Origin of the sequence: Bordetella hinzii LMG 13501, from assembly GCF_001548475.1 — a bacterium.
Classification (GTDB): domain Bacteria; phylum Pseudomonadota; class Gammaproteobacteria; order Burkholderiales; family Burkholderiaceae_B; genus Bordetella; species Bordetella hinzii.
In genome coordinates this window covers 12,057-38,796 of sequence record NZ_LRUJ01000017.1, presented here as the reverse complement: position 1 = coordinate 38,796, position 26,740 = coordinate 12,057, and the positions used below count along the sequence as shown (strand labels likewise).

41 protein-coding genes are annotated in these 26,740 nt (G+C 68.8%); 39 read left to right on the top strand and 2 right to left on the bottom strand.

All coding sequences use genetic code 11. The features are described from left to right. Positions 1 to 147 precede the first annotated feature (147 nt). Complete coding sequence (locus tag AXA74_RS12895; RefSeq protein ID WP_060833209.1) at positions 148 to 348, bottom strand: hypothetical protein; 201 nt, start codon at positions 346 to 348, stop codon at positions 148 to 150. A gap of 24 nt (positions 349 to 372) precedes the next feature. Beyond that, positions 373 to 867 carry a helix-turn-helix domain-containing protein gene (locus AXA74_RS12890; RefSeq protein ID WP_060833212.1) on the bottom strand — a complete coding sequence of 165 codons (495 nt, stop codon included), beginning with the start codon at positions 865 to 867 and terminating at the stop codon, positions 373 to 375. A 123-nt stretch (positions 868 to 990) separates the two neighbouring features. On the opposite strand from AXA74_RS12890, the gene AXA74_RS23920 reads away from it, so the two are divergent. The 39 genes from AXA74_RS23920 (at position 991) to AXA74_RS12710 (ending at position 26,730) form a co-directional block, all read left to right on the top strand. After that, on the top strand, positions 991 to 1,293 hold the full coding sequence (locus AXA74_RS23920; RefSeq protein ID WP_081093937.1) for a helix-turn-helix domain-containing protein: 303 nt from the start codon (positions 991 to 993) through the stop codon (positions 1,291 to 1,293). 145 nt (positions 1,294 to 1,438) lie between these two features. Then, entirely contained in the window at positions 1,439 to 1,885 is a 447-nt protein-coding gene (locus AXA74_RS12885; protein ID WP_232019811.1) for a hypothetical protein, read from the top strand. Continuing rightward, positions 1,882 to 3,849 carry a transposase domain-containing protein gene (locus AXA74_RS12880; protein WP_060833207.1) on the top strand — a complete coding sequence of 656 codons (1,968 nt, stop codon included), beginning with the start codon at positions 1,882 to 1,884 and terminating at the stop codon, positions 3,847 to 3,849. Before AXA74_RS12885 ends, AXA74_RS12880 begins: the two co-directional genes overlap by 4 nt. An 83-nt stretch (positions 3,850 to 3,932) precedes the next feature. Then, complete coding sequence (locus AXA74_RS12875; protein WP_060833206.1) at positions 3,933 to 4,901, top strand: AAA family ATPase; 969 nt, start codon at positions 3,933 to 3,935, stop codon at positions 4,899 to 4,901. Beyond that, a complete protein-coding gene (locus AXA74_RS24175) occupies positions 4,898 to 5,047 on the top strand; it encodes a hypothetical protein (RefSeq protein ID WP_155680867.1) in 150 nt (49 codons plus the stop codon). Before AXA74_RS12875 ends, AXA74_RS24175 begins: the two co-directional genes overlap by 4 nt. A gap of 36 nt (positions 5,048 to 5,083) precedes the next feature. Continuing rightward, the gene (locus tag AXA74_RS12870) at positions 5,084 to 5,395 is read left to right on the top strand and encodes a hypothetical protein (protein WP_060833205.1); all 312 of its coding nucleotides are present in this window, start codon (positions 5,084 to 5,086) and stop codon (positions 5,393 to 5,395) included. After that, positions 5,392 to 5,778: a hypothetical protein gene (locus AXA74_RS12865; protein WP_060833204.1), complete on the top strand. Its 387-nt coding sequence runs from the start codon at positions 5,392 to 5,394 to the stop codon at positions 5,776 to 5,778. Before AXA74_RS12870 ends, AXA74_RS12865 begins: the two co-directional genes overlap by 4 nt. Positions 5,779 to 5,806: 28 nt before the next feature. Further along, complete coding sequence (locus AXA74_RS12860; RefSeq protein ID WP_060833203.1) at positions 5,807 to 6,430, top strand: DUF3164 family protein; 624 nt, start codon at positions 5,807 to 5,809, stop codon at positions 6,428 to 6,430. A 2-nt stretch (positions 6,431 to 6,432) separates the two neighbouring features. Beyond that, positions 6,433 to 7,113 carry a DUF7168 domain-containing protein gene (locus tag AXA74_RS12855; RefSeq protein WP_060833202.1) on the top strand — a complete coding sequence of 227 codons (681 nt, stop codon included), beginning with the start codon at positions 6,433 to 6,435 and terminating at the stop codon, positions 7,111 to 7,113. A 4-nt stretch (positions 7,114 to 7,117) separates the two neighbouring features. Next, positions 7,118 to 7,744 carry a hypothetical protein gene (locus AXA74_RS24680; protein ID WP_060833201.1) on the top strand — a complete coding sequence of 209 codons (627 nt, stop codon included), beginning with the start codon at positions 7,118 to 7,120 and terminating at the stop codon, positions 7,742 to 7,744. Next, positions 7,741 to 8,289 carry a hypothetical protein gene (locus AXA74_RS12845; RefSeq protein WP_060833200.1) on the top strand — a complete coding sequence of 183 codons (549 nt, stop codon included), beginning with the start codon at positions 7,741 to 7,743 and terminating at the stop codon, positions 8,287 to 8,289. The genes AXA74_RS24680 and AXA74_RS12845 overlap by 4 nt, the downstream gene beginning before the upstream one ends. Continuing rightward, entirely contained in the window at positions 8,289 to 8,891 is a 603-nt protein-coding gene (locus AXA74_RS12840; protein WP_060833199.1) for a gp16 family protein, read from the top strand. The genes AXA74_RS12845 and AXA74_RS12840 overlap by 1 nt, the downstream gene beginning before the upstream one ends. Further along, positions 8,891 to 9,178, top strand: coding sequence for a hypothetical protein (locus AXA74_RS12835; RefSeq protein WP_060833198.1), 288 nt, complete (start codon positions 8,891 to 8,893; stop codon positions 9,176 to 9,178). Before AXA74_RS12840 ends, AXA74_RS12835 begins: the two co-directional genes overlap by 1 nt. Positions 9,179 to 9,192: 14 nt before the next feature. Next, positions 9,193 to 9,657, top strand: a complete 465-nt coding sequence (locus AXA74_RS12830; protein WP_060833197.1) for a hypothetical protein — start codon at positions 9,193 to 9,195, stop codon at positions 9,655 to 9,657. Then, positions 9,650 to 10,039, top strand: coding sequence for a hypothetical protein (locus tag AXA74_RS12825; protein WP_060833196.1), 390 nt, complete (start codon positions 9,650 to 9,652; stop codon positions 10,037 to 10,039). Before AXA74_RS12830 ends, AXA74_RS12825 begins: the two co-directional genes overlap by 8 nt. Beyond that, positions 10,032 to 10,457, top strand: coding sequence for a Mor transcription activator family protein (locus AXA74_RS12820; RefSeq protein WP_060833195.1), 426 nt, complete (start codon positions 10,032 to 10,034; stop codon positions 10,455 to 10,457). Before AXA74_RS12825 ends, AXA74_RS12820 begins: the two co-directional genes overlap by 8 nt. A gap of 105 nt (positions 10,458 to 10,562) precedes the next feature. Further along, the gene (locus tag AXA74_RS12815) at positions 10,563 to 10,880 is read left to right on the top strand and encodes a putative holin (RefSeq protein ID WP_060833194.1); all 318 of its coding nucleotides are present in this window, start codon (positions 10,563 to 10,565) and stop codon (positions 10,878 to 10,880) included. Between the two features lies 1 nt (position 10,881). Beyond that, on the top strand, positions 10,882 to 11,514 hold the full coding sequence (locus AXA74_RS12810; protein WP_060833193.1) for a transglycosylase SLT domain-containing protein: 633 nt from the start codon (positions 10,882 to 10,884) through the stop codon (positions 11,512 to 11,514). Continuing rightward, positions 11,508 to 11,915 (top strand): hypothetical protein, encoded by a 408-nt coding sequence (locus tag AXA74_RS12805; protein WP_060833192.1) that lies wholly within the window; start codon positions 11,508 to 11,510, stop codon positions 11,913 to 11,915. Before AXA74_RS12810 ends, AXA74_RS12805 begins: the two co-directional genes overlap by 7 nt. Beyond that, entirely contained in the window at positions 11,912 to 12,220 is a 309-nt protein-coding gene (locus AXA74_RS24385; RefSeq protein ID WP_060833191.1) for a flagellar basal body L-ring protein FlgH, read from the top strand. Before AXA74_RS12805 ends, AXA74_RS24385 begins: the two co-directional genes overlap by 4 nt. Positions 12,221 to 12,260: 40 nt before the next feature. Further along, complete coding sequence (locus AXA74_RS24860) at positions 12,261 to 12,416, top strand: TraR/DksA C4-type zinc finger protein (protein WP_118993605.1); 156 nt, start codon at positions 12,261 to 12,263, stop codon at positions 12,414 to 12,416. Next, on the top strand, positions 12,416 to 12,757 hold the full coding sequence (locus AXA74_RS12795) for a DUF2730 family protein (RefSeq protein ID WP_060833190.1): 342 nt from the start codon (positions 12,416 to 12,418) through the stop codon (positions 12,755 to 12,757). The genes AXA74_RS24860 and AXA74_RS12795 overlap by 1 nt, the downstream gene beginning before the upstream one ends. Before the next feature lie 4 nt (positions 12,758 to 12,761). Continuing rightward, on the top strand, positions 12,762 to 13,061 hold the full coding sequence (locus AXA74_RS12790) for a VpaChn25_0724 family phage protein (RefSeq protein ID WP_060833189.1): 300 nt from the start codon (positions 12,762 to 12,764) through the stop codon (positions 13,059 to 13,061). 1 nt (position 13,062) lies between these two features. Beyond that, the gene (locus tag AXA74_RS12785; RefSeq protein WP_060833188.1) at positions 13,063 to 13,611 is read left to right on the top strand and encodes a DUF3486 family protein; all 549 of its coding nucleotides are present in this window, start codon (positions 13,063 to 13,065) and stop codon (positions 13,609 to 13,611) included. A 2-nt stretch (positions 13,612 to 13,613) separates the two neighbouring features. Then, entirely contained in the window at positions 13,614 to 15,329 is a 1,716-nt protein-coding gene (locus AXA74_RS12780) for a hypothetical protein (RefSeq protein WP_060833187.1), read from the top strand. Beyond that, positions 15,330 to 16,802, top strand: coding sequence for a DUF935 domain-containing protein (locus AXA74_RS12775; protein WP_060833186.1), 1,473 nt, complete (start codon positions 15,330 to 15,332; stop codon positions 16,800 to 16,802). It abuts the gene before it with no gap. Continuing rightward, positions 16,803 to 17,597 (top strand): phage head morphogenesis protein, encoded by a 795-nt coding sequence (locus AXA74_RS12770; RefSeq protein ID WP_060833185.1) that lies wholly within the window; start codon positions 16,803 to 16,805, stop codon positions 17,595 to 17,597. 3 nt (positions 17,598 to 17,600) lie between these two features. Further along, positions 17,601 to 18,113 (top strand): phage virion morphogenesis protein, encoded by a 513-nt coding sequence (locus AXA74_RS12765; RefSeq protein ID WP_060833184.1) that lies wholly within the window; start codon positions 17,601 to 17,603, stop codon positions 18,111 to 18,113. Between the two features lie 264 nt (positions 18,114 to 18,377). After that, positions 18,378 to 19,484, top strand: coding sequence for a hypothetical protein (locus tag AXA74_RS12760; protein WP_060833183.1), 1,107 nt, complete (start codon positions 18,378 to 18,380; stop codon positions 19,482 to 19,484). Between the two features lie 4 nt (positions 19,485 to 19,488). Then, entirely contained in the window at positions 19,489 to 19,851 is a 363-nt protein-coding gene (locus tag AXA74_RS12755; RefSeq protein ID WP_060833182.1) for a capsid cement protein, read from the top strand. A gap of 24 nt (positions 19,852 to 19,875) precedes the next feature. Continuing rightward, positions 19,876 to 20,811 (top strand): major capsid protein, encoded by a 936-nt coding sequence (locus AXA74_RS12750; RefSeq protein ID WP_060833181.1) that lies wholly within the window; start codon positions 19,876 to 19,878, stop codon positions 20,809 to 20,811. A 62-nt stretch (positions 20,812 to 20,873) separates the two neighbouring features. After that, positions 20,874 to 21,188 carry a hypothetical protein gene (locus tag AXA74_RS12745; RefSeq protein ID WP_060833180.1) on the top strand — a complete coding sequence of 105 codons (315 nt, stop codon included), beginning with the start codon at positions 20,874 to 20,876 and terminating at the stop codon, positions 21,186 to 21,188. Positions 21,189 to 21,190: 2 nt separating this feature from the next. Continuing rightward, entirely contained in the window at positions 21,191 to 21,601 is a 411-nt protein-coding gene (locus AXA74_RS12740; RefSeq protein WP_060833179.1) for a gp436 family protein, read from the top strand. Then, positions 21,602 to 22,162, top strand: coding sequence for a DUF1834 family protein (locus AXA74_RS12735; RefSeq protein WP_060833178.1), 561 nt, complete (start codon positions 21,602 to 21,604; stop codon positions 22,160 to 22,162). It begins immediately after the preceding gene. Continuing rightward, entirely contained in the window at positions 22,159 to 22,374 is a 216-nt protein-coding gene (locus AXA74_RS12730) for a DUF2635 domain-containing protein (protein WP_060833177.1), read from the top strand. Before AXA74_RS12735 ends, AXA74_RS12730 begins: the two co-directional genes overlap by 4 nt. Beyond that, positions 22,374 to 23,861, top strand: coding sequence for a phage tail sheath subtilisin-like domain-containing protein (locus AXA74_RS12725; protein WP_060833176.1), 1,488 nt, complete (start codon positions 22,374 to 22,376; stop codon positions 23,859 to 23,861). The genes AXA74_RS12730 and AXA74_RS12725 overlap by 1 nt, the downstream gene beginning before the upstream one ends. 28 nt (positions 23,862 to 23,889) lie before the next feature. Further along, positions 23,890 to 24,249: a phage tail tube protein gene (locus AXA74_RS12720; protein ID WP_060833175.1), complete on the top strand. Its 360-nt coding sequence runs from the start codon at positions 23,890 to 23,892 to the stop codon at positions 24,247 to 24,249. A 3-nt stretch (positions 24,250 to 24,252) separates the two neighbouring features. After that, positions 24,253 to 24,612, top strand: coding sequence for a hypothetical protein (locus AXA74_RS12715; protein ID WP_060833174.1), 360 nt, complete (start codon positions 24,253 to 24,255; stop codon positions 24,610 to 24,612). A 120-nt stretch (positions 24,613 to 24,732) separates the two neighbouring features. Next, positions 24,733 to 26,730: a phage tail tape measure protein gene (locus tag AXA74_RS12710; RefSeq protein ID WP_126623602.1), complete on the top strand. Its 1,998-nt coding sequence runs from the start codon at positions 24,733 to 24,735 to the stop codon at positions 26,728 to 26,730. Positions 26,731 to 26,740: the final 10 nt, after the last annotated feature.

The window sequence follows — 26,740 nt, the reverse complement described above, 5'->3', positions numbered from 1 at the left end:
CCAAGGGGTGGTGGTTTGCGACAAATGGCACGGGCGCGCGAAATAAGACATGAGAATTGCGACAAGACCGAAAACCCAGGCGGCGGTGTTTAAACGGGCGGCCGCCTGCACCCTGGAAATGTAGGTTACGGGGCGTTTAAACACCCGTCATGAGGCGCGGCGCTTATCGGCCGTGTCCTGCTGGTCCTGCGCGGGCGTGTGCTGCTGGACGCTGCCGTCGCCGCCGATGATGACGACCCCGCGATTGCCGATGATGATGTTGCTCTGAATGAGAGGCGCGCCCCGGCCGGCCTGCCCACGCTCCAGAATCTCCCGTATCTCCTTGTCTAAGTCGATTTCGTCGCTCATACGCTCCTTCCGCCCCTGCCGCTGCTATCGGTACGCGGCTAAATCTATGATGTTACTTACTGTAGCGTGATCCGGCATTTCTTGTCGGCTTGCGAAGTGGCGGTACAGCACCCGGACGAGTCGCGCCAGCGCGGCCGGCTCCAGCTGGATGTTTCGGCGCTGTAGTTCCTCAAACGCCGAGCGCGACACGCGCTCCAGCAGATCCAGGTCGGCTACTTCTTCCCCGGTGCCGCCGACGGCCTTCCCGCTCGGCCGGGCCTTGTCCGGCTCGCCTTCCCCGCTGGCCAGCCACGCGACGCTGACGTTGGCCGCAGCAGCCAGCTTCACCAGATGCGGGCGCGATGGTTCGCCGCTTTCAAAGTAGCGCCGGACGGTGCTTTGCGACAGCCCGGCCTTCCTGGCTAGTGCATTAACACTCCCCGCCTTTTCGGCGCATAGTCGCATACGACTAACAAATTGATTTTCATCTTCCGATCTCGTACTTGAAAGATCGGAATTGCGCGTATCTTGCGCTTTCATCTTAGACATAACCCATTGAATTCCCTTTAGTTTTTACACTTTGCGGCCCTCTTAGTTGAAAACGACAACTTGAAAGTCGTTTTGCGCTTGATTTCCTAGTCTTATACGACTAGAATTTCACACATGAGAGAACAAACGCGCCCAAAAAAAACGGCACGCAAAGACTGGCACCGCGCCGATATTGTCGCCGCCCTACGCAAGGCTGGATGGAGCCTGCGCAGGCTTGCCCAGCACCACGGTTACGCCAATCCCACGACGCTGGGCACTGCCATGTCCCGTCATTGGCCGAAAGGCGAACGCATCATCGCTGAAGCAATAGGCTGCAGCCCGGCCGAGATTTGGCCAAGCCGCTACGCGGAAAAGTATAGCGTTCTTGCACCAGCAAGTAACGCAAAAGCTATAAGGGAGGAGGTCTTATGCACATGATCGCGCTCCTGTTCTTCGGAAGGGGACAGATTAAATGCTGGGCCTACTCCGGCCTAGATGCAGCCGCCGGCGGCGTTTGGAATGTGTCCGCCGCGAGGGGGTCCAAATGAGCCGCCGCCGCTGGAAGCCGCGCCAGGCAGCGACCATGCAAGAGGCCATCCGCCTGTGCCTGGACTACGCCCTGCATAAGCACAATCGCTCGGTCGCCCGTGTGGCCGAGCTGATCGGCGTATCTGAATGGGTGATCTACAAGTGGATGAGCGAGGGATCAATCCCCAGCAAGCGCATCCGCCCGTTCGAGTTCGCGTGCGACTCCACGTTCGTCACCCAGTACATCGCCGTCAGCGCGCAAAAGCTGGTGATTGACATTCCAGCAGGCCGGGCCGCTGGCGAGCGCGACCTGCTGGATCTGCAAAACGCGCTGAACAGCGCCGTATCTCTGCTGACCAGCTTCTACCGCGACGAGGCCAAGCCCGAGGACGTACTACAGGGCGTGACGCTGGCCATGATGCAGCTGGCCGGTCACCGCGAGAACGTGCGGAAAAGCGCTGCGCCCGAACTGGACCTGTTCGGCGGGGAGGATGACGCATGACCCGCGAATGGTTCGCAGCCCAGGAGCTTGCCGGCCTGCCCGGAATGCCTGCCACGGTGCAGGGCGTCAATCATCGCGCCAAGGTGGGCGGCTGGAAGAATCGGCCGCGCGCAGGGCGCGGCGGTGGGCGCGAGTACGCCTTCCCATCACTCCCCATCGAAACCCAGGCCGCGCTGCTCAAGCGCGATGCGCCACCGGCGGTCGCCCCGGCCCGCCCGGCGGCGCCTGCGCCTGATCGCGCCGGCCTGTGGGACGCCTACGACCGCCGCCCGCAAAGCCTGAAGGATGAAGCCGCGCGGCGCCTGTCCGCGTTACAGGCCGTCGAGCGCCTGGTGGCCGCCGGCACCGGCCGGTCGCGCGCCGTCGAGGAGACGGCCAAGGCGTTCGGCGAGAATCGCGCGACCCTGTACCGCTGGGCCAAGCTGGTGGCCGGGCTGGACCCGGCCGACTGGCTGGCCGCGCTGGTGCCGGCCTACAGCGGATGCACGGCCAAGGCGGAGTGCGACGAGCGCGCCTGGGACTTCTTCAAGGCGGAATGGTTGCGCGACGAGGCGCCATCCATCGCCACCGCCTACGACCGCATGGTGCGTGCCGCGCGCGAGCATGGCTGGAAGGTTCCCAGCCAGCGCACGGTCACCCGGTGGGCGAACGAGATACCGCGCACGCTGCGCGTGCTCAAGCGCGAGGGCGAGCACGCCATGATGCGGCTATACCCGTCGCAACATCGCACCGTGCGCGACCTTTACGCGATGGCCTGGATCAACGGCGACGGCTACCAGCACAACGTGTTCGTCCGCTTCCCGGACGGCACCATCGGGCGCCCCAAGACGTGGTTCTGGCAGGACATCTACAGCCGCCGCATCGTCGGCTACCGCACGGACCGCACCGAGCACAGCGACATGATCCGCCTGGCCCTGGGCGACGTGATCGAGCGCTACGGCATCCCCGAGCACGCCACTATCGACAACACGCGCGCGGCGGCCAACAAGTGGCTGACCGCCGGCGTGCAAACGCGCTACCGCTTCAAGGTCCGCGAGGAAGACCCGGTGGGCCTGATGCCGCAGCTGGGCATCAAGCTGCACTGGACCAGCGTGCATAACGGCAAGGGCCACGGCCAGGCCAAGCCGGTCGAGCGCGCCTTCGGTGTAGGCGGCATCGGCGAATACGTGGACAAGCACCCGAAGTTCGCCGGCGCCTACACCGGCCCCAACGTCATGGCCAAGCCCGAAAACTATCAGTCCACGGCGGTCGAGTGGGACGTGTTCGTGCAGGTGCTGCGCGCCGAGATTGACGCCTGGAATGCGCGCACCGGCCGGCGCACCGAGATATGCGCGGGCGAGCTGTCGTTCGACCAGGCATTCCGCGACAGCTACGAGCGCAGCGCACACCTGATCCGCCGCGCCACCGAGGCGCAGCGCCGCATGTGGATGCTGGCCGCCGAGGCGGTGACGGTGCAGCGCGACGCCAGCGTGGCGCTGGCCATCGGCAAGGGACCGAGCGGGCGCAACCGCTATGCCTGCGACGCGCTGATCGAGCACGTCGGCCGCAAGGTGGTGGTCCGCTTCGACCCGGACAGCCTGCACGAATGCGTGCATCTGTACCAGTTGGACGGCCGCTACATCGGCCAGGCCGATTGCATGATGGCCGCCGGCTTCGGCGACACCAGCGCGGGCCGCGAATGGCGGCGACAGCACAAGCAGCGCCTGAAGGCCGCCAAGCAGATGGCCGAGGCCGAGATCCGCATGTCGGCCATCGAAGCGGCCGACTACATGCCCGATCCCCAGCCGGACCCCGAGACGCCCCTGCAAACCAATGTGGTGCGCGGCGCCTGGAAAGCGCCGGCCAAGAAGGTAGCGAACAGCGATGTGGTGCCCGAGGCAGAGGGAGAAATGCCCGCCGAGCGGCACCGCTTCGACGACTTCATCCTGGGCCAGATGGAGCAATGGAAGCGCGGCCAGGTATGAAAAACCCCGCGCAGTAGGCGCTGCGCGGGGCATGTAGCAAACGGGCCATGTGGCCCATCAACCAGCAAACAGGAGCATACCAGATGGACCAAAACGTGACGCAACTGGAAACCGCCCGCCGCGCCCCGCACGACGACGTGCTGATCGGCGAGGTCAAGGCCATCATGCAGGCCGAGGATCTGACCCAAGCGCAGATCAGCGGCCTGACCGGCATCGGTAAAGCGCGCCTTAGCCAATGGCTGAACGGCGTTTATACGGGCAACGTGGCCGCCATCGAGGCGGACATCCGCCGCTGGCTGGAAAGCCGGCGCGCCGCCGCTGCCGTGTCCGCCACGCTGCCGGCCGCGCCGGGCTGGGTGGAAACGCCCACGGCGCGCGCGGTGCTGTCGGCGCTGTCGTTCTCGCAGATGGCCGAGGCCGTGTCCGTCATCTACGGCGGCGCCGGCGTGGGCAAGTCCACCGCGCTGAAGCAATACCAGCGCCGCGCGCCCAACGTGTGGGTGGTCACCGCCACCCCGGCCGTGTCGGCGCCCGGCCCCATCCTGACCCGCATCGCGCAGACGCTGGGCATCCGCACCACCGGCGCGGTGCATGTGATCGAGGCCAACATCGTGGAGCGCGTGCGCGAGACGCGCGGCCTGCTGGTCATCGACGAAGCGCAGCACCTGACGCACCGCGCGCTGGATGCGGTGCGGTCCATCCACGACGCGGCCGGCATCGGCCTGGCCCTGGTCGGCAACGAGATCGTGTACAGCCAGCTGACCGGCGGCCAGCGCCAGGTCGGCTTCGCGCAGCTGTTTTCCCGCGTGGCCAAGCGCGTGCGCCTGTCGCGCGCCAAGGATGCCGACGTGCTGGCGCTGCTGGACGCCTGGCGCATCGACGACGCCGAGGCGCGCCAGCTGTGCCTGGGCATTGGCCGGCGTCCCGGCGCGCTGCGCGGCCTGTCGCAGACGCTGCGCCTGGCCAGCATGTTCGCGGCCACGTCCGGCGCGGCCCGGCCGACCGCCGAGCATGTGCGCGACGCCTGGCAAGACCTGGGGGGCGAATCGTGAAGCCCCGCCACCAGCCCGAGCAGGTCGAGTACGGCCCGATGCACCCGGATCTGTTCGACGGCGAGACGCCCATCGTGTGGGTGTCCGGCGCCGCCGAGCAGCCCGCCACCGAACCCCGGAAAGTGCGGGGGGGGGGGGCAGCATGATGCACGCAAGCGCGAACGGCGCGAGGAGACCCTGAAATGATGTACAGCGACGCCTACCTGAATCACTACGCCGACCGCTACGTGGCCATGCACCTGAAGCGCCACGGCGTGACGCTGGAGCAGTACCTGGCCGACCCGGCCCGGTACGACCATCTGGAGTTCGAGCCGTTCCCGCTGCTGCCCGAACAGCGGCGCGTGCAGCAGCAGCTGGACGCCGAGGCCACCCGGGCCGAGCAGGAGATCGAGCACCTGCCCCGGCGCAACGGCGCGGCCATCGAAGTGCTGCACCACCGGCGGCACCATCGCCGCACCTTCCTGAGCTTCTTCACGCGCAAGGTGAAGGCATGAAAGGCCCGGCGATCCGCACCCGCAAGGCTTTCCTGAAGACGATGGCCATGTACGTCGAGGCGTGGGGCCGTCCGGCGATAGTCCGGGAGGTCACCGCCTATCTGGAGCGCCACCGGGAGCCGGTCACTGCCGTGCGCTTGGCGCGCGACCTGGGGGCGCCGCTGCACCTGATCCGCGCCACCCTGCTGCAGTTGGAGCAGGCCGGCCGGGTGGCGGTGGTGGCCTACACCGTGCCCGAGGGCCGCGCCTGGCGCCCCGTCGAGATCGGCATCTGCGAATGGTGCGGGCAGCTGGACCACCACCTGGTCGCGGGCGAGTGCCCCAGCTGCCGCCCCGGCGTGCAGGATGCGGCCCGCCCCGCGCACGCCCGGCGCATCTGCTGACAACCACAACCACATCCAAGGAGTAACCATGAGCACTACCGACACCACCATCCCCCCCGGCTACATGCGCAACGCGGCCGGCCACCTGGTCCCCGAGGACCAGGTGCGCGAGCACGACAAGATGCGCGACCAGGTCGCGCGCGAGCTGGCCGCCGAGGCCGAGGAACTGAACGCCAGGCTGCGCGCCTTCAAGAAGAAGGCCCTGGGAGACATCGCCGACCTGGTCAGCATCGCGGGCGACCGCTACGGCGTAAAGCTGGGCGGCGAGAAGGGCAATGTGACGGCCGCGACCTACGACGGCGCCTACAAGGTGCAGCGCAGCTACGCCGAGCGCGTGTGCTTCACCGAGGAGCTGGAAGCGGCAAAGGCGCTTATCAACCAATGCATCACGCGCTGGAGCGAGGGCGCCAACGCCAACATCCGCGTGCTGGTGGACCGGGCGTTCCGCACCGACAGCAAGGGCCAGATCAAGACGGCCGCCGTGCTGGAGCTGCTGCGCCTGGAAATCAAGGATGAGGACTGGCAGCGCGCGATGGAGGCGCTGAAGGACTCGATCCAGACAGCCGGCACGGCCGTGTACATCCGCGTCTACAAGCGCATCGGCGACAGCGAGCAGTACCAGGCTGTCGCCCTGGATCTGGCGGCGGTGTGACTATGGACAAAGACAGCATCCTGCGCAAGATCCAGAAGTGCATGGCGCTGGCAGGCTCGGCCGAACCGGCCGAGGCCGCCGCCGCGCTGCGCCAGGCCCAGGCGCTCATGCGTGAACACGGCATATCCGACCTGGAGGTCACCGCCGCCAGCGTCCAGGAAATGCCCGTGCGGGCACGCGCCGACAACCCCACCATGCACGAATCGCTGACGGCCAGCATGGTCGCCGATGCCTTCGGCTGCCGCCTGATATTCAGCAACGGCTTTGTTCATGGCCCGCGCTGGCTTCTGGTCGGCTGCTCGCCGAACGTGGACGTGGCGGCCTATGCCCTGCAAGTGCTGCTGCGCCTGCTGTTCAAGGCGCGAAAGGACTACATCGCAGCCAAACTCAAGCGCTGCGGCCCTAAGAACAAGCGGGCGCGCGCCGATGCGTTCTGCATGGGCTGGGCACATGCGGCTTCCCGCGCCGTGTCGAACATGGAGCGCACCGATGAGCAGGACAAGGCCATCGAAGCGTTCATGTCCCTGAACCATCCCGACCTGGGCAGCCTCAAGCCGCGCGAGCCACGCGCAGCGCGTGGCGACACTTGGGCCGACCGTGCGGCCGGCCATCTTGCTGGCCAGGGCGTGCAACTTCACCAGGGTGTCGGCGCTGCTGCCGCGCCCCTCATGCTGGAGGGCTGAACACATGAACGGTCAAATCCAACGTATCCGCGACGCCCTGCGCGCCTACTCGGTGCCGGGTAGCCCGGTCAGCAAGGCCGACTGCCTGGCCGAGATCCAGCGCATCGCCGACGAGCACAACGTGGACCTGCACACGGACGACGTGGCGGTCGATGTCTTCGCGTCCGCCATGAAGCAGAAACTGGCGGCGGCGCGCGCCCAGGGGCGCGGCGGCTGGGAGCAATGCGACCCGGCCGTCCTGTCGCAGATGCTGCGCGCGCACGTCGAGAAGGGCGACCCGCGCGACGTGGCCAATTTCTGCTGCTTCCTGTGGGTGCTGGGGGCGAGCATTTCCCCCGCGAGCAGCGGGAACTGGCTTGACCGCAGCCAGGCCGAGATGCGCCAGGCTGTAGGCGTCGCCGATGCCGTCCAGCGCGCCCATGAGAACGGCTACGCCGAGGGCCTGGCCACCCATCACGACCACGACGTGCGCGACGCGGCGCTGGAGGATGCGGCGCTGGTGGCCGACAAGAAGGCCCGCATCGGCATCATGCGCAGCCTGGAGGCCACCTACAAGGCCGACGCGGCCCGCGAAATCGCCGAGGACATCCGCGCACTCAAGACCACCGCCCTGGTGGCCAGGGAGGCATGACCGTGACGAACGCCCATCAATCCGTCCTGACCGACGAAGTAATCACCGATCTTTCCGTCGAGCATAGCGATCCGTTCGACTACGCCCGCGCCGTCGAGCAGGCAGTGTTGGCGAAGGTGTGCGAGCGGGCCGAGCGCGACCTGGTGCGCGAAGCGCTGGCCGACCTGGTGGCGCTTGAGGATATGAAGCGCCACATGGCCAAGATCGCGGCCGAGCCGGACTTCCTGGATAGCCCGGAAAGGCTTGCCCACTACGACCAGATGGCCGCGGCCTACTTCAGGCGGCGGCCACATGCCTGGGACAACGCGCGCGCCATCCTGGGCGCCGGCTTGCGCGCCAGTCTGGAGCCGGGCGAGGTCATCTACCGCTGGCAGGCGCTGGACTATTCCGGCTACTGCTACGGCAGCAACCCGCCCGCCAATCTGCCGCAGCGGTGCAATCTGACGGCGTTCTACGGCGCGCCGCGTGTGCGCGTCATGCCCGACGGCCGTTCCTTCGGCTGCGTGCTGCGGCCCGTCGTGCCATCCAGCGAGGGCGCCCGATGATGGCTGCGCGCAAGACGACGAAACCCGGCTGCGCCCGCTGCCGCGCCGAGCTGGCCAAGATCCACATGGCCGCCAAGGCGCTGGGCATGGACACGACCGACCCGAACCCGAACAGCGACTACCGGGCCATGCTGCGGCAGCACGGCGGCAAGACTTCGGCGGGCGAGCTGGACGCGGCCGGCCGCGCCCGCGTGCTGGACCATCTGCGCCGGGCCGGCGCCCAGGCCACGCCGCGCAAGCGCGTGGCGCAGCATCCCGGCACGCCGCACAACCTGGACCGTGAGGCCATGCTGCAGAAGATCGAGGCGTACCTGGCCGACATGAAGCTGCCCTGGTCCTACGCCGACACCATCGCCCGCCAGCAGACCGGCATCGAGCGCGTGGCCTGGCTGCGCAAGCAGGAGGATCTGCGCGGCGTCATCGCGGCGCTGCATGTCGAGCAGGAGAAGCGCGGCCTGCTGGAGGCGCTGGACGAGCGCCTGGCGGCCCTGGGCATGACCCGCGAGGGGCTGGCCGAGCAGCGCGCGCTGCGCGCCGGGTGGATGCGCCACCGGCCTACGCTGCGCCGCCTGGTGGCGGATCTGGACAGGAAGGTGCGCTGATGCCTTGCTATACCGGCCTGACTTCCAACGGCGACAAGTTTTTCCTGTGCGGCAAGCTGGGGCCGCACTGTGCGGCCGAGAAATGCGGCGATGTCGGCACGAACCTGTGCGACTACCCGGTCGGCGAGGGCCGCACCTGCGACCTGCCGCTGTGCGACAGCCACGCCTACGAAGTCGCCCCGAACGTCCACTACTGCCCCGGCCACCTGGTGCTGTGGCAGGCGTTTCGCGCCAGCGGCCGCGAGCAGCGCGAGCTGGAAAACGTCGTGCCGTTCAAGGGCCGATAAACAGGATTTAAACGATGGCCAACACTGACATCCGCTGCCCCTGCTGCCACGCCAGCTTCAGCCTGGAGCACATCGCCGAGGACGAGGCGCTGCGCGAACTGATGGCGCTGCTGGCCGACCTGCCGCGCGAGGTATCCCGGCCGCTGGTGGCCTACGTGGGGCTGTTCCGTGGCCCGTCCAGGGCGACGGCCTACGAGCGCCAGCTGCGCCTGGCGCGTGAAGTGCTGGCCATGCACCAGGACACGCTGCTGGTCGGCGTGGCGCTGTCCGAGACGGTCGAGGCCATCCGGGCCAAGCGCGACACGGGCGAGGACACCCGGCCGCTGAAGAACCACAACTATCTCAAGCGCGTGGTCGAGTCGCAGCAGGCGCGCGGCGCCGGCGTCGTGCAGCCGCTGCGCGAGGCGACCGCCCCGGCGCGCCCGGCCAGCAAGACGGCGGCCGCCCTGGCGGCGCTGGGCAGGAGGGGGCATGGCTGACCAGGCGAACGTGCCGGAGTGGTTCTATCGGTCAATCAGCACCGGCCTGGCCGCGCTGGTGGTCCTGCACCTGCCCGGCGCGCCCAGCCATGAGGTCATTTCCTACACCGAGGACGTGTGGGTGCGCGCGCTGTGGTCGGCCAATGTGGCCTGGCAGGAGGATCTGGACGCGCCGCGCCTGGCCGAGGCATTCCTGCGCCTGACGCGCCAGGTGGACCGCTGGCCTGCGCCGCGCGCGCTGCTGGAACTGCTGCCGGCGCGCCCGGAACCCATGAAGCTGGCCGCGCCCCAGGTGTCGCGCGCCGAGCGCGAGCAGAACAGCCGCCGGCTGCGCGAGCTGGTCGAGCGCCTGGCCAGCAAGAAGGCGGTGCGGCATGGCTGACCGCTACTACATCGAGGCCGAGCTGCTGCCGCAATCGCTGGCCGAGGTCATCGACGCGGTCGGCATGGCGCCGGCCATGGCGCTGGTCGAGCGCGCCGGCGGCACGCGCGTGTACGTGCCCGAGCGCATCGACGGCGAACACCCGCTGGCGCAATGGATGGGCCTGGACGCGGCGCGGGCTTTGGTCGAGCGCTTCGGCACCGATACGCTGGACGTGCCCCGCTGCCTGGCCGGCATGCGCGTGGTGCGCGACCGCCGCATCCGCGCCGAGCGCCGGGCCGGCGCATCCATCCGCGAGCTGGCGCTGCGCTACCGACTAACCATGCGCCAGGTCTACACCATCCTGGCCAACGGCGACCAGGACGATGCCGGCGCCGCGCAGGACTCGGCCGACGTGTCGCAATTCTGGCTGTTCTAGACGTTTTCGTCGGTACGCGCTACCCTGTCGCCTGCCTGCCTTAGTGCTGCATGGGTGAACCGCTTCACCTAATCCGCAGCCGCCCATCCCCGCACACTGCGGGGCATGAAAAAACATACCTTCTTCGACCGATTGCGCCTGTGGCCCTGGCTGCTGGGCGCCCTGCTGACCACCACCGTGGTGGGCGTCATCGCGCCGCACCAGCTGGGCGTGCTGATCTGGAGTCTGTCCAAGCTGTGCCTGGGCGCGTACCTGGGCTACTGGATCGACCGGGGCATCTTCTGTTATGCCCGCCCCGGCGCGGTGGTCGAGGCCGCCAAGCAAGGCGGCGACGGCGTCGCCTGGAACGTGGCCTGCTGGTGCATGATGCGCCGGGCTGTCATCATCGCGGCCGCCGTGCTGGCGCTGGGCCTGGGGGTCTAGCGTGGCGCGCCCGCACCTGTTCGCCCGCCTGGCGGCCCTGGTGCTGCCCCTGCTGCTGTTTTCCTGCGGCGGGCCGGTGTACGCGCAGGCCATCCCGGCCGCCGCCGACGGCTACAAGCGCGAGCTGACCCGCATCGTGCAACAGGAGTGGGGGCTGGACGCGCCGGTGTCTGTCCATGCCGCACAGATCCACCAGGAAAGCGCCTGGCGCCCTGGCGTATCCAGCGGCGCCGGCGCGCAAGGGCTGGCGCAGTTCATGCCCGACACGTCCGCCTGGATCGCATCCATCTATCCCGACCTGGGCGAGGCCGCGCCGTATTCGCCCGGCTGGGCCATGCGTGCGCAGGCCCGCTACAACCGCTGGCACTGGCAGCGCATCGACGCGGCCGACGTGTGCCAGCACTGGGCCATGACGCTGTCGGCCTACAACGGCGGGCTGGGCTGGCTACAGCGCGACCAGCGCCTGACGCGCCAGGCTGGCGGTGACGCCCGCGTCTGGTTCGGCCAGGTCGAGCTGCACACCGCGCGCGCGGCCTGGGCCGAGCGCGAGAACCGGCAATACGTGCGCCGCATCCTGTTGCAGCTGGAGCCGATCTACCGCACCGCCGGATGGCAAGGGGCGCGCCCATGCTGAAGGCCATCACCGCCGGCCTGCGCTGGCTGCTGGGCAATACGACGGTTCTGGCCCTGCTGGCGCTGGCCGCCCTGTGGGCGTGGCACCAGTGGCAGATCGGCGGCCTGGAGGATGCGGTGCAGCGCGCCGAGTCGCACGCGACGGCCGCGCAGGCCGAGGCCGACCGGGTGCGCGGCGAGCGCGACCAATGGCGCGGCACGGCCGAGCAGCGCGGCCGCGATCTGGCCGCCCTGGCCGACGAGCGCCGCCAGGCCGAGGCCGCCACCGTCGCGCTGCAAGACAAGCTGGCCAGGCGCGAGGACGCCTACCGCGCCTTGCGCGAATCCATCCGGGCCGCGCCTGACGCCGACGACGGCGCCGTGGCGCCGGTGCTGCGCCGGACCATCGAGGCGCTGCCGTGATCGCGCGCCTGGTGGTCCTGGCGTGTGTGGCGGCCGGGCTGGCGGGCTGTGCGGTCGCACCGGCGCCGACGATGCCGCCGGCCGGTCCGGCGCCGGTGCTGTGCGCGACCCCGGCCGGGCAGACCGAGCCGGAGACCGAGCCGGACAGGCCGGCCGGCACGTACAGCCAGCGCGCCGTGGCGGCGTACATCGAGCAACTGCACCGCTGGGGCACCCGTGGCTGGGAAAAGGTCGCGGCCGTGCGGGCCTGGAGTATGGACTGTGTGGACAGAGCAGCAGTACGAGCTGGCGGCCCGGCTCGCTGAAGAAGAACGCGCGGCGTCGCTGGAAGCGCTACGCACCCGGATGCGCCAGGACGCGCCCGGCTCGGTGGATGGCAACTGCCTGGACTGTGGCGATGTCATCGAACCGGCACGCCTGGCGGTGCTGCCTGGCGCGGTGCGGTGTGTAGGTTGCCAGGTCGCCCATGAGAAACGGCAGGCACAACATGCGAGGTATTGATGGAAGGGGTTGATTGGGGCGCGGCGCGCCTGTTCTGGGACGTATTGCAGACGGGCATTACGGCGGCCATCGCGGTGTACGTCTGGTGGACCGGGCGCAGCCGCGCCACCACGGACGCTATCGACCGGGTCGATGACCGGGTCACGCAGGTGCAGCAGCGCCTGGACCGCGTCGAGCACACGCTGGAGAGCAGGCCCGGCTATGCCGACCTGGACGCGCTGCGCGCCGAGGTGGCGCAGACCAACCGCAAGCTGGCCGAAGTGTCGGCGCAGCTGGTGGGCACGACCAACCTGCTGAATCGCCTGCACGACTACCTGCTGCAGGAGCGAAGGGAGAAGTAAGACGATGAGCTATCAGGACTTTGAAACCGAGGGTCGCCGGCTGGCGATCTTGCGCATTCTGTCGCGGCGCAACGAGTACACGACCAACGAGTACAGCCTGAACGACGAGCTGGTGGGCGCCTACGCGCACAACGTCAGCCGCGACCGCTTGCACGGCGATCTGGCCTGGCTGCAAGAGCAGGGCCTGGTCATCGTGCAGCAGCCGCGCGCGGGCTGGATCGTCACGCTGACCGTGCGCGGCGGCGATGCGGCCGCCGGCCGGGCCACCGTCCCCGGCGTGGCGCGGCCGCGCCCGGGGGTGTGACATGCCCAAGCGCAGCAAGGTCTATGACCTACCGCCCGAGGTCCGCGACGAGCTGAACCAGCGCCTGGTCGGCAACGGATTCCAGGGCTATGAGGGCCTGGCCGCCTGGCTGGCCGAGCGGGGCTTTCAGGTGTCGCGCTCGGCCATGCAGCGGTACGGGCAGGATCTGCAACAGGAGTTCGAGCTGGCTATGGGCGACGTGCGCCGCACCACCGAAATGGCGCGCGCGTTCACCGAGGACGACGACGACAGCCGGGGGTCGCTGGTCGATGCCACCGCGCGCATCGTCCAGGAGCAGCTGCTGCGCATCACCATCGCCCTGCGCAACGCCGAGCACGAACCGGACAAGGCGGCCAAGTACATGGCCACCGTCACGCACGCCCTGGCCGACATCGGCCGCATGAGCCTCGGACAGAAGAAATGGGCGCGCGAGGTCCGCCGCGAGGCCCTGGAGGCGGCCGCGCAGCGCGTCGAGGACGCGGCCGTGGCCAAGGGCCTGAATGCCGAGGACGCCAAGTTCTGGCGCGAACAAGTCTTGATGGGTATGTAGCGATGGCAGAAAACACCCTGGCCCCGCTGCCCGATACCCAACGCATCGTCGAGTGGGACGAGCTGCCCGAGAACGTGCGCAGCATCCCGGCCGACTTCAATCCGATGGCCGAGGGCGTGCTCATGGCGCATCAATCGGCCTGGATTCGGATGCAGCAGGATCTGGACATCGCCGTGTGCGAGAAGGGCCGGCGCACCGGCATCACCTTCGCCCAGGCCCTGACCGACACCATCACGGCGGCCACGGCCAAGGAGGCCGGCGGGGCGAACATCTGGTACATGGCCGACACCCGCGAGAAGGGCCTGGAGTACATCGGCTACGTGGGCAAGTTCGCGCAGATCGTGGCGCGCGGCCAGGCCAGCCGCATCGAGATGCACATCTTCGAGGACCAGCTGCCGGACGGCGGCAGCCGCCAGATCCAGGCGTTCCGCGTGCGCTTTGCCAGCGGCTTTCGCGTCACGGCCCTGTCGTCGCGGCCCGAGAACATCCACGGCCTACAAGGCTTCGTCAACATCGACGAGGCCGCCCTGCACAAGAACGTGGCGCACGTCCTGGAGTCGGCCACGGCCCTGCTGATCTGGGGCGGGCGCATCCGCGTGTGGTCCACGCACCGGGGCAAGAAAAACGCCTTCAACGAGCTGGTAAGCGACGTTCGCGCCGGCCGCTACGGCAAGAAGGCCGGCGTGATCCGCATCGGCTTTGACGATGCGGTCGGCAACGGGCTGTACGAGCGCGTGTGCTTCATGGCTGGCCGGCCGGCCACGCCCGAGGGCAAGCGCGACTGGTACGAGAGCATCCGCGCGGCTTACGGCCCACGTAAGGCGGCCATGCGCGAGGAACTGGACGTGATCCCGCGCGACGGCCAGGGCACGGCCATCCCGACCGTGTGGCTGGAGCGGGCCATGCCCGAGGTCCGGCCGGTGCTGCGCCTGGTGTTCGATGATGACTTCCCCCGGCGCTCGGAGGCCGAGCGCGAGGCGTGGTGCGAGAAGTGGATGGCGGCCCACCTGGCGCCGGTGCTGGATGCCGCGATGGAAGGCTTCACTGGGCGCTGGGCGGTCGGCATGGACTTTGCGCGGCATCGGCATTTTTCCATCATCAAGCCGGCGCGCATCACCACCGAGCTGGCGCGCGACGTGCCGTTCCTGATCGAAATGGCCAACGCGCCGACCCGGCAGCAGGAGCAAATCCTGTGGCGCTTGCTGGACCGACTGGAACGCTGGACCTTCGCGGGCGATGCGTCCGGCCCTGGCCAGACGCTGATGGAGTACACCGGCGACCGCTACGGGCGGGCCGAACTGAACGAGGACACGGGCGCCTACTACGGCGGGCCGGTGCATGAGGTAGTGCTGTCGCGCGCCTGGTACGGCCAGTGGATGAGCAAGTACATCGGCCTGTTCGAGGACGGCTTCATCGCCCTGCCGCGCGACGCATCGCTGGAGGATGACCATCGCGCCGTCGAGTACATCGACGGCATCCCGATGGTGCCCAAGATCGAGCGCAAGGATCTGAAGGACGCCGATCTGGTGCGCCACGGCGACGGGGCCATCGCGGGCGCGCTGATGAACTTCGCCGCCACCAATCCCGCCGACCGGGAAATCGACTTTATGAGCACTGGCGTCAAGCGCAACAGCTACGCCGTGGAGGCCGACGTGGGGCGCATCACGGATACCGGCTGGGGCACCGTCAGCGGCTCGCTGGATATGGGAGGGTTCTAGATGGCGACCGAGAACGAGAAGCCGGACAACGAAAAACCAATCATGCAGGAAGTGGCCACCACGATGGACGGCCGCGACATCACGCGCGGGTTTGTCTCGCCCCTGCAACTGCTGCAGCCGTCCGACACCGTGCTGCGCAGCCGGGGCAATAGCGATCTGCGCCTGTACGAGGAGCTGCTGCGCGACGACCAGGTCAAGGCCACCTGGCAGCAGCGCCAGCTGGCGGTCATATCGGCCGATTGGGATGTGCAGCCGGGCGGCACCAGCGCGCAGGACCAGGCCGCCGCCGACTTCCTGCGCGAGCAGCTGAACAACATCAAGTTCGACCAGACCACGATGGGCATGCACTACGGCGTCTTCTACGGCTACGCCGTGGGCGAGTGCATGTACGGCCGCGACGGCCGGCATGTGACGCTGGAGGCCATCAAGGTGCGCAACCGCCGGCGCTTTCGCTTCGACGGCGCCGGCCGGCTGCGCATGCTCACGGCCAACCAGCCCGACGGCGAGCTGCTGCCGGGGCGCAAGTTCTGGACGTTTGCCACCGGGGCCGACCACGACGACGAACCCTATGGCCAGGGCCTGGGGCACTGGCTGTACTGGCCGGTCTTTTTCAAGCGCAACGGGTTGCGGCTGTGGCTGGTGTTCCTGGACAAGTTCGGCCAGCCGACCGCCAAGGGGCGCTACCCCGGCTCGGCCACCCAGCAGCAAAAGGACCGGCTGCTACAGGCCCTACAGGCCGTGCATAGCGACTCGGGCGTGGCGCTGCCCGATGGCATGGACATCGAGCTGATCGAGGCGGCCAGGTCGGGCACGGCGGACTACACCGAGCTGTACGACCGCATGGACCGTGCCATCGCCAAGGTGACCCTGGGCCATACCGGCTCCAGCGAGAGCGCGCCGGGCCGGCTGGGCGGCGAGGACATGGCCGGCGACGTGCGCGACGACATCACCAAGGCCGACGCCGACGTGCTGTGCGAATCATTCAACGCGGGCGTCGCGCGCTGGCTGACCGAGTGGAACTATCCCGGCGCGGCCGCGCCGCGCGTGTGGCGCAAGATGGAGCAGCCCGAGGATCTGAACCGCCTGTCCGAGCGCGACGAGCGCGTGTCCCGCCTGGGCTACCGCCCGACCCTGCGCTACGTCCAGGACCACTACGGCGAGGGCTGGGAGGTGGACAACCGCCCGCCGCCGGCGGCCACATCGCCCTTCGGCTTTGCCGAGGGCGACGACAGCGTGCGGCTGCGCGCCGACACCATGACCGACCGCCTGGAGCGCGAGGCCGAGCCGGCGATGGCCGCGCTGATGGAGCCGGTGCGCCGCCTGGTGGCCAACGCCGGCAGCTTGCAAGAGATCCGCGACGGCCTGTACAGCCTGTACGCCGACATGCCCAGCGAGCAGCTGGCCGTGGTCATGCGCCGGGCCATTGCGGCGGCCGCCCTGGCCGGCCGGGCCGATGTGGCCGAGGGGGAGTAAATGGCCGTCCAGTACCGCGACCTGCCGTTTCAGGAGGCCATCGCCTTCTTTCGCAACAAGATCAACCTGCCCAGCGGGCGCTGGACGGACGTGTGGAAGGACGCTCACGACACCGCGTTCATGGTGGCGGGCGCGGCCAAGGCGGACCTGCTCAAGGATCTGCGCGCGGCCGTGGACGAGGCAATCAGCCAGGGCACGACGCTGGCCAGGTTCCGGGAGCGGTTCGACGAGACGGTGGCCAAGACCGGCTGGGACTATCGCGGCGGGCGTGGCTGGCGCACGCGCGTCATCTACGAAACCAACCTGCGCAGCGCCTACGCGGCCGGGCGCCACGCCCAGCTGACCGACCCGGACCTGTTGCGGGTGCGGCCGTACTGGCGCTACCTGCACGGCGGCAGCAAAGATCCCCGGCCCGAGCATCTGGCCTGGGATGGCATGGTGCTGCGCGCCGATGACCCCTGGTGGAACGAGCACTACCCGCCCAACGGCTGGGGGTGCAGCTGCAAGGTGGTGGCGGTGGGCGATGCGGATCTGCGGCGCCTGGGCAAGGCCGGGCCGGATACGGCCCCGCCGGTGCGGCGCACGCCCTGGCAAGACCCGACTGGCGCGCGCCAGGAGCAGGTGCCCGAGGGCATTGATCCGGGCTGGAACTATGCGCCTGGCCGCACCGTGGCGCAGCGCACCCGCGAGACGGTCGAGCGCAAGCGCGCCGGCCTGCCCGAGATCCTGGCCGATGCCATGATGACCGAGATCCTGGCCGCCCTGCGCCGGCGCCCGGGCGACCTGGAGGACTAGACGATGGCAGGCATCCAGCTGGAGGTGGACATCCGCGACCAGGTGGTCGGCGACGTGCTGGAGCGCATCGTGCGCAACATGGGCAGTACCCGCCCGGCCCTGTTCGACATCGGCGAGCATCTACAGGGATCGGTCGAGGAGCGCTTCCGGTCGGAGACCGACCCGGCGGGCAACCCCTGGGAGCCGCTGACGGCCTTCACGCTGGCCAACAAGCGAAATGACCAGATCCTGACCGAGACGGGCGGCGCCGGCCTGCGCGGCTCCATCCACTACCAGGTCGGCGACGGCGTCCTGGAGCAAGGCACCAACAAGATATACGGCGCCATCCACCAGCTGGGCGGTATCATTCGGGCCAAGAACGGCGGGCGTCTGGCCATTGGCAATCCCAAGAAGGCGTTTGCCCTGGTCCAGCAGGTGGAAATCCCCGCGCGGCCGTACCTGGGCCTGTCCAAGGAAGACCGCCAGGTCATCGAGGAGATCCTGGTGCGCCACGCCCTGCCGCCCGAGGCCAGATAGCGGCCCGCCTAGGAGGCCCAAAACGGCCGTTCTGGGGCCTGACATGCCCCGTTGCACCACCCTGGACCCCTTAAACGCGCCTGCGGGCCGTTAAACGGGTTTTAAACAGGTTGCCGACCGACCTGTCCGGTGGTTAGATATGCGGGTGGCCGGCATTCGCCTGCGCCGCTCCCCCATCCCCCCAATCCGCCATCCGGTGAAGTGCTTCACCTGATGCGCCGGCGCGCGTCCCGAGATACTGGCTTCCACGAGTACGGAGGCCACATGCAGCGAATCGAAATCTTCCGGCCTGGCACGCATACCGCGATGTCGGGCGAAACCATCGGGTTCACCGAGGCGCAGCTGCGTGCCAGCGCTGCCGCCTACGACCCGGCCAAGCACGAAGCGCCCATCGTCGTGGGCCACCCGCGCCACGACGGCCCGGCCTACGGCTGGGTCAAGTCCCTGCGCTATGGCGAATCCCTGGAGGCCGAACCCGACCAGGTCGAGCCGGCATTCGCCGAGCTGGTCGAGGCCGGACGCTTCAAGAAGGTGTCCGCCGCCTTCTACCGGCCCGGCTCCCCCAACAACCCCGTGCCCGGCGTGTTCTATCTGCGGCACGTCGGTTTCCTGGGCGCCCAGCCGCCGGCGGTCAAGGGGCTGCGCCAGGTCGAGTTCGCCGACGCCGACGCCGGCGACGTGGTGGAACTGGAGTTCGGCGAAGTGCGCGCCGGCACCGTGCAGCGCCTGTTCCGGGCGCTGCGCGACTTCCTGATCGGCAAAGAGGGGCTGGAGGTTGCCGACCGGGTGCTGCCCGACTGGGCCGTCGAGGACATCGAGGCGGCGAAGCCCGGCCCGGCTTTTCGTGAATCCCCCACCAAATCAACCATTACCCAGGAGGTATCCGACGTGGACAAGCAGGAACTGGAACGCAAACAGAAGGAGATCGAGGACCGCGAGGCCGAGATCGCCAAGAAGGAAACGGCGTTCGCCGAGCGCGAGCGCCAGGAGCGCGCGGCCACCAGCGTGCAGCTGGTGGACAAGCTGGTGGCCGAGGGGCGCGTGCTGCCCCGGCACCGCGACGGCCTGGTGGCCTTCATGGCCAGCGACGAGGCCGAGCAGCCGCTGGAGTTCGGCGAAGGGGCGACCCGCACCAAGACCAGCGCCCGCGCCTTCCTGGAAGGCTTCCTGAAGGAGCTGCCGCAATCGGTGGATTACGCCGAGCGCGGCCGCGCCGAGGAGCTGCCCGAGGCGGGCACCTTCCAAGCCCCCCAGGGCTACCAGGTGGACCCCGACAAGGCCCGTCTGCACCAGCAGGCCCTGGCCTATCAGGAGTCCCACAAGTGCGACTACGTGACGGCCGTGCGCGCCGTCCAGCGGAAAGGAGCGTAACGCCATGAGCCAGAAAACCCCTGTACTGACCCTGACGGTGACCGCTGCCGGCGCCGTCGCCGCCTGCCGCTTCGTCGGGTTCGGTGGCGCCCAGGTGACCGCCGCCGGCGCCAAGGCCCTGGGCGTGTCCACCACGTCCGCCCTGGACGGCGACGACCTGGCCGTCGATGTGATCGGCACCACCGTGATCGAGTCCGGCGGCGCCATCGGCCTGGGCGATGACATCGTCAGCGACGCCCAGGGCCGCGCCATCGTGGCCACCGTGCCCGGGGAGGACGAGGTCAGCACCGAGGTGGTGCTGGCCCAGGCGCTGGACGGGGCCAGCGGCGCCGGCGAGTTCGTCGAAGTGCTGCTGACCCGCCGCTAACCATCATTTAAGGAGCCGTCAAACATGAACATGAATACCCGCCAGGTCCGCGTGATCGACCCGATTCTGTCGAACGTGGCCCAGGGCTACACCCATCCCGAGCGTGTGGGCTTCACGCTGTTCCCCCGCGTGCCGGTCAAGCAGCGCGGCGGCCAGATCATCGAATTCGGCCGCGACAGCTTCAAGCGCTACACCACCCGCCGCGCGCCCGGCGCCAATACCAAGCGCGTGCAGTTCGGCTACGAGGGCAAGCCGTTCGCCCTGGTGCAGGACGCCCTGGAAGGCAAGGTGCCCTGGGAGCACATGCAGGACGCCGCCCAGGTGCCGGGCATCGACCTGGGCACCGAGGCCACCAACGAGGTCATGGAGATCCTGTCGCTGGCCCTGGAGATCGAGCAGGCCGAGATCGCCACGAAGGCGGCCAACTACGGCGCCAACAACAAGGACACGCTGGCCGGCTCGGACGTGTGGAACGACCCGGATTCCGACCCGGCCAAGCAGATCCGCGAGTACCGCGAGGCGGTGCGCTCCATCGTGGGCCTGCGCCCCAACACCATGGTGGTGTCGGCGGCGGGCTTCAACGCCCTGGCTGAGCACCCGAAGATCCTGGAGCGCTTCAAGTACACGTCCAGCGACTCGGTGACCAAGGAAATGCTGGCCAAGCTGTTCAACCTGCGCACGCTGGAAGTGGGCGAGGCCGTCTACATGAACGAGGGCAGCGACCAGATGGTGGACGTGTGGGGCAACGTCGCGGTGCTGGCCTTCGTGCCCGCCCAGGTCAGTTCGGCCCGCACGCCGTCGTTCGGCTACACGTACACGCTCGAAGGCCACCCGCTGGTCGAGGAGCCGTACAACGAGCGCAACAGCAAGAGCTGGATCTACCCGGTCACCTACGAGCGCGCCCCGGTGCTGTCCGGCATCGAGTCCGGCTTCCTGATCCAGGGCGTCACCAGCGCGTAACCGGCCGCCCTGGCCACACGGCCCGCCTGCGGGCGGGCCGCACTACTAGGAGGATGTGACCCATGAAGTTTCCACTACTGGAGCCGGTGCGCCGCAACGGCAAGCGCCTGAAAGCGGGCGGCGAGATCGAGCTGGACGAGAAGGCCGACCAGGCCGAGATCATGCGCCTGTCTCTGCTGGGCGCGATCCGCGACGTGCGCCCGACCGTGCCGGCCGGGCCGCCCAAGACGCCGGAAGGCGGCGGCGATGCCGGCGGACAGGCGGGCGGCCAAGCGGGTGATGCGGGCGGCACCCAGGGCGCGGGTCAAGGCGCTGGCCAGGCCGGCGGCCGTGGCAAGCCTGCCGCCAAGACGGCCAAGGCCGGCGGCCGGGGGTGAGCATGTACGCGAGCGTGGCCGACCTGGTCGAGCAATTCGGCGAGACCGAGATCGTGGAGCTGACCGACCGCGACCAGGCCGGCGAGATCGACACGGCCGTGGCCGAGCGTGCGCTGGAGGATGCCAGCGCCGAGATCGACGGCTACCTGGCCGCGCGCTATCGCCTGCCAATCAGCGAGCCGCTGCGCCTGCTGACGTTGCTGGCCGCCGACATCGCGCGCTATCGGCTACAGCGTGGCGTGGCCACCGACCAGGCGCGCCAGCGGTACGAGGACGCGGTGGCCATGCTCAAGCGTATCCAGTCCGGCCAGATGAACATGCCGCTGGCCACCCGGCCGCCGGCGGTGGCCGAGCCGATGGTGGTGCGCTCGGGCGGCCGCGTGTTCGATGACGACGCGCTCAAGGGGTGGTGAATGCTGGTCGAAGCCGAAGATTCCATCGTCGAATCCGTGCAGCTTGCCCTGGGCAAAGCCGTGCGCACGGTCGAGACGCTGCCCGGACCGTGGGACCAGGACGCCCTGGCGCTGGCGTTTCGCAGCATGCCGGGCGTGTGGGTGTACTTCGACGGCGGCACGCCTGGCCGCACGCGCGGGCGCATCGTCGGGCGCTACCTGGTCTACGCGGTCACCAGCCACGCCAGCGGCGGACGCGAGCGCCAGCGCGGCAACAGCCGCCAGATCGGCGCCTACGAGATCGTCGAGCGCGTGGTGCCCACGCTGGACCAGCACAAGGCGGCCGACCTGGGCACGCTGCACTTCGAGGGCCTGCGGGTGCTGTCGCCGGCCACGGCCCAGCGCAAAGGGGTGGCCGTCTACGAAATGGCGTTCTCGCTGGAGATGGGTTTCCCGGCCGCGCGCGATGCGGGCGAGCTGGCCGACTTCGCCATCTACAGCGGTACGCACCAGGTGGGCGACGGCCCCAACACCGAGAGTTATCTACAACTGCCGACGGGCAACGAGGAGGTATCACCGTGACCAAGAAGTACGTCAAGCCGGCCCAGGACGGGCTGGTGGTGCGCCGGCCGCTCGATGGCCAGCCGTTGCCCGCCGAGGGCGCCTGGGTGGACTGGAGCGGCTACTGGGCGCGCCGCAAAGCCGACGGTTCGATTGTCGAGATCGAGCCGCCCAAGAAACCGAAGGCCAAGCCTGCCAGCCAGGCCGGTGCCGCAGCAAAGGAGGCTGACTGATGGCTATCAGTTCCACCGTGTTCAACGAGATCCCGGCCGCGCTGCGCGTGCCGGGCTGGTACATCGAGTTCGACAACCGCCTGGCCGGCAACGCCGTGTTCCAGGGCAAGCTGCTGGTCATCGGCCAGAAGCTGGCATCGGGCAGCCAGGCGCCGGGCACCCTGGTGCGCGTCACCAGCGAACAGCAAGGCGACGATCTGTTTGGCCGCGGGTCGATGCTGGCCGAGATGTTCCGCGCCATCAAGAAGGTGGACCTGTACACCGAGACCTGGGCCATCGCCCTGGAAGATGCCCCGGTGTCCGTGGCCGCTGCCGGCGAAATCGAAGTGACCGACGGGCCGACCGAGACCCGGCCGCTGGCGCTGTACATCGCCGGCTACCGCGTATGGGTGCCCATCACCGGCGGCGACACGCCGCAGGAAGTGGCCCAGGCCATCGTGGCGGCGGTCGGTGGCGATGACCGCGTGCCGGTGGCGGCCGCCATCGACGAGGACACGCCCAGCAAGGTGGTACTGACCTGCCGCTGGAAGGGCGAGACCGGCAACGACATCGACCTGCGCGACAGCGTCAAGGGCGAAGGCAAGCCGGCCGGCCTGGAGCTGACCTACACCGCGTTTTCGGGCGGGGCGGTCAATCCCGAGCTGGACGACGCCATCGCGGCCATGGGCGCCGAATGGTGGAACTGGATCTGCCTGCCCTACACCGACCAGACCAGCCTGGAGACGATGGAGGCCGAGCTGTCCGACCGCTACGGCCCCATGCGCCAGATCGGCGGGCGGGCGTTCGCCGCCTTCCGGGGCAATCATTCGGACACGGCCACCAAGGGCAACAGCCGCAACAGCCCGCACGTCACCATCATGGGCACCAACCTGGCCGTGTCGCCGACCTGGCTGTGGGCGGCCACCGATGCCATCGTCGCGGCCGGATCGCTGGCCATCGACCCGGCGCGGCCGCTACAGCGCCTGGCGCTGCCCGGCCTGATCGGCCCGGCCGAGCATGTGCGCTGGCGTGACGACGAGCGCAACCTGCTGCTGTACGACGGCATCGCCACCTACACGGTGGCCACCGACGGCACGGTGCAGATCGAGCGTCAGATCACGACCTACCAGGAGAACAGCGCCGGTATCGCCGACGACAGCTACCTGGACATCAACACGCCCGAAACGCTGGAGCGCATCCGCTTCGAGCAGATCAGCCTGTTCGCGCAGAAGTACCCGCGCCACAAGCTGGCCGCCGACGAGGACCGCGACTTCTACGACCCGAGCCAACCCATCATGACGCCCAAGGTCGCAATCAGCGAGCTGTTGAGCCTGTATCGCCTGACCTTCATGGGCGAGCGTGGCTGGACGCGCGACTACGCGGGCTACGCCGAGAGCATCCGGGCCAACATCGACCCGGACGATCCCAACCGGCTGAACGTCATGGACTCGCCCATGCTGATCGGCCAGTACCGCGTCCATGCGCAGCAAACGCAGTTCCGTCGCTAACGGGGCCTTAAACGGAGGATAAACAACCATGAGCGGAGCAAAAATCACCGGGGTGGCCACCATTCGCGTCGATGGCCAGGAGTTCCCCACCGAACGCGGCGCGACGCTGAATCCTGGTGGCGTGAATCGTGCCACCAAGATGGCCGGGCGCCGGGTCTTCTACAACGAGGAGCCGGTGGCCCCGACCCTGACGGCCACGGTCTTGCACACCGAGGATCTGGACATCATCGAGCTGGGCAAGATCAACAACGCCACGGTCCTGTTCGAGTGCGACAACGGCCAGGACTACATGCTGACCGGCGCCTTCGTGACCGAGACCACCGAACTGAACAGCGGCGAGGGCCAGATCCGCTTCAACATGGCCGCCCGCACCTGCGAAAGGATCTAAGACATGGACCAAACCACCGAGCTGCCCGGCGGCGTGGAGCTGACCCCGGAAGAAGCCGCCCGCGTGCGCTACACCGACGACGGCGTCATCGTCACGCTGCTGGAGCCGCTGACCTTCAAGCCCAGCAAGCTGGACGACGAACGCACCATCACCGAGCTGGCCATGCCCAACAAGATCAAGGGCAAGCATCTCCAGGCGATGGACAAGGCCAGCGGCGAAATGGGCAAGACGCTGGCGCTGCTGGCCACCCTGGCCCGCATCCCGGTGGCCGCCGCCGGCGAGCTGGACTCGCGCGACATCGACGTGGCCATGAAGGCGGTAACGCCTTTTTTGCCCAAACTCCAGGCGACTGGCCGGTACTGATCCGGTCGGTGGCCGTGGCGTTCGGCGGATTCAGTCCCGCCGATTTATTGCAGATGGATCTGGATGACCTGGTCTGGTGGTATCGCCAGGCCGAAGCACTTGCAGAGGAGCTAAAAGCCCGTGGCTAACATGGTGACCAGCATCGTCATGCGCCTGGTGGACCAGGTGACGCGCCCTGTGCGCGGCATCCAGCGCAGCCTGTCCGGCCTGGCGCAGCGCGCCGGCCTGGACCGGCTCGGACGAGCTGCCCGCCAGGTCGGCACGCAGATGGGGCACGCCATCAACCAGGCCAAGGCCCTGGGCAAGCAGGCGCTGGTCCTGGGCGGCCTGGCCGCCGGCGCCGTGTGGGGCGTCAATCGCCTGGTGTCCGGCGTGGCCGAGCTGGGCAACGAGGTGCAGACGGCATCCGAGCGCCTGGGCGTGGGCACCGACTGGCTGCAGCAATGGCAGTACGTCGGTCGCCAGTTCGGCGTGCAGAACGACGCGATGGTCGATGGCTTGAAGGAATTGAGCCTGCGCGCCGACGAGTTCGTGCTGACCGCCGGCGGCCCGGCCGCCGATGCGTTCGGCCGGCTGGGCATCACCACGGCCCAGCTGAAGAAGACCAAGGGCAACACCGATGCCCTGTTCGACCTGGTCCTGGGCCGGCTGCGCGAGGTGGACAACTTCGCGGCGCGCCAGCGCCTGGTCGATGAGATTTTCGGGGGCACCGGCGGCGAGCAGATGGCGCAGATGGTCAGCGCCACCAAGGAGGAAATCGAGGCCATGATGCGCTCGGCCAAGCAGGTCGGCGCCATCATCCCGCCCGAGGAAATCGCGGCCGCACGCGAGTACACCCGCCAGATGGGCGACTTGCAGCAAATGCTGACCGGCATCCGCACGTCGGTGGTGGGCGCGCTGCTGCCGGCCGTCACCGAGTGGGCCAAGCGCATGGGCGAGCTGGGCCGCGCCAACCGAGAGGCCATATCGCAGCGCATCCTGGAGGGTCTGCGCGAGTTCTGGCGCGGCATGCGGATGATTGGCAGCGTGGTGTCTTGGGCGGCGGACCGCGTGGGTGGTTTCGGCAATCTGCTGGCTATCGTCGCCGGCATCATAGGCGCGCGGTTTGTGGTCTCGCTGGTGCTGGCGGCGCTGTCGGTGGCGAACTTCATGCGGGTGGCCATCATTACGGCCGTCAAGATATTGCCCATGCTGGCGAGCGCCCTATGGACGGTGACGCGCGCCCTGGTGAGCTTCGCTGCGCGCGGCATCGCCCTGGCAGTCACGTCGATGGCCGGCATTGCGCGCGGTCTGGTCGGCCTGGCCGCCCGCGCGATACCGGCCGCCATCGCGGGCATCCGCGCGCTATCGCTGGCCTTCCTGACCACGCCGGTGGGCTGGATCGTGACGGGCATTGCGGCCGTGGCCGGCGCGGTGTACCTGATCTATCGCAACTGGGACAGCATCGCCGCGTGGTTCGGGCAGCTATGGCAGGGCATCAAGGCGTTTTTCAGCCGTGGCATCGGCGACATCGCCGGCGACCTGCTGGCGTTCTCGCCGGTCGGGCTGATCTACAACAACTGGAGCGCCATTACCGCCTGGTTCGGCAATCTGTGGCAAGGCGTGCGCGCCTTCTTCGGCCGCAGCATCGGCGAGATCGCCCAGGATCTGCTGGCCTTCCATCCGGCCGTGCTGCTGGCCAAGGGCATCGACGCGGTGTTCGAGCTGTTCGGCGCGCGGCCGCTGACCGAGATCGGCGCGCAGTGGGTGGGCGGCCTGTGGGACGGGATCAGCGCGCGCTGGGATCAGTTGACCGGGTGGCTGCGCGGCAAGGTGGCCGAGCTGACCAGCTGGATTCCGGCCTGGGCGCGCGACCGGCTGGGTATTGGCGGGGGTGCGCCTGGTGCGACCGCTGCGCCCGGCTTGCCGCCGCCGGCCCCGAGTGCGCCGCCGGTGGCGCTGGGTGCGCCGGTGGGCCGAGGGTCTAGTGCGATGGCCGCGCCGGTGGCCAGGGCCGACGTGGGCGGCGAGCTGCGCATCGTGATCGACAGCCAGGGCCGGCCGCGCGTAACAGAAGCCCGCCGGAATGGCGGGCTGGACTTTGAAGTGGATTCGGGAGTGCTGGGGGTGGCGCCATGAAGGCCACCGT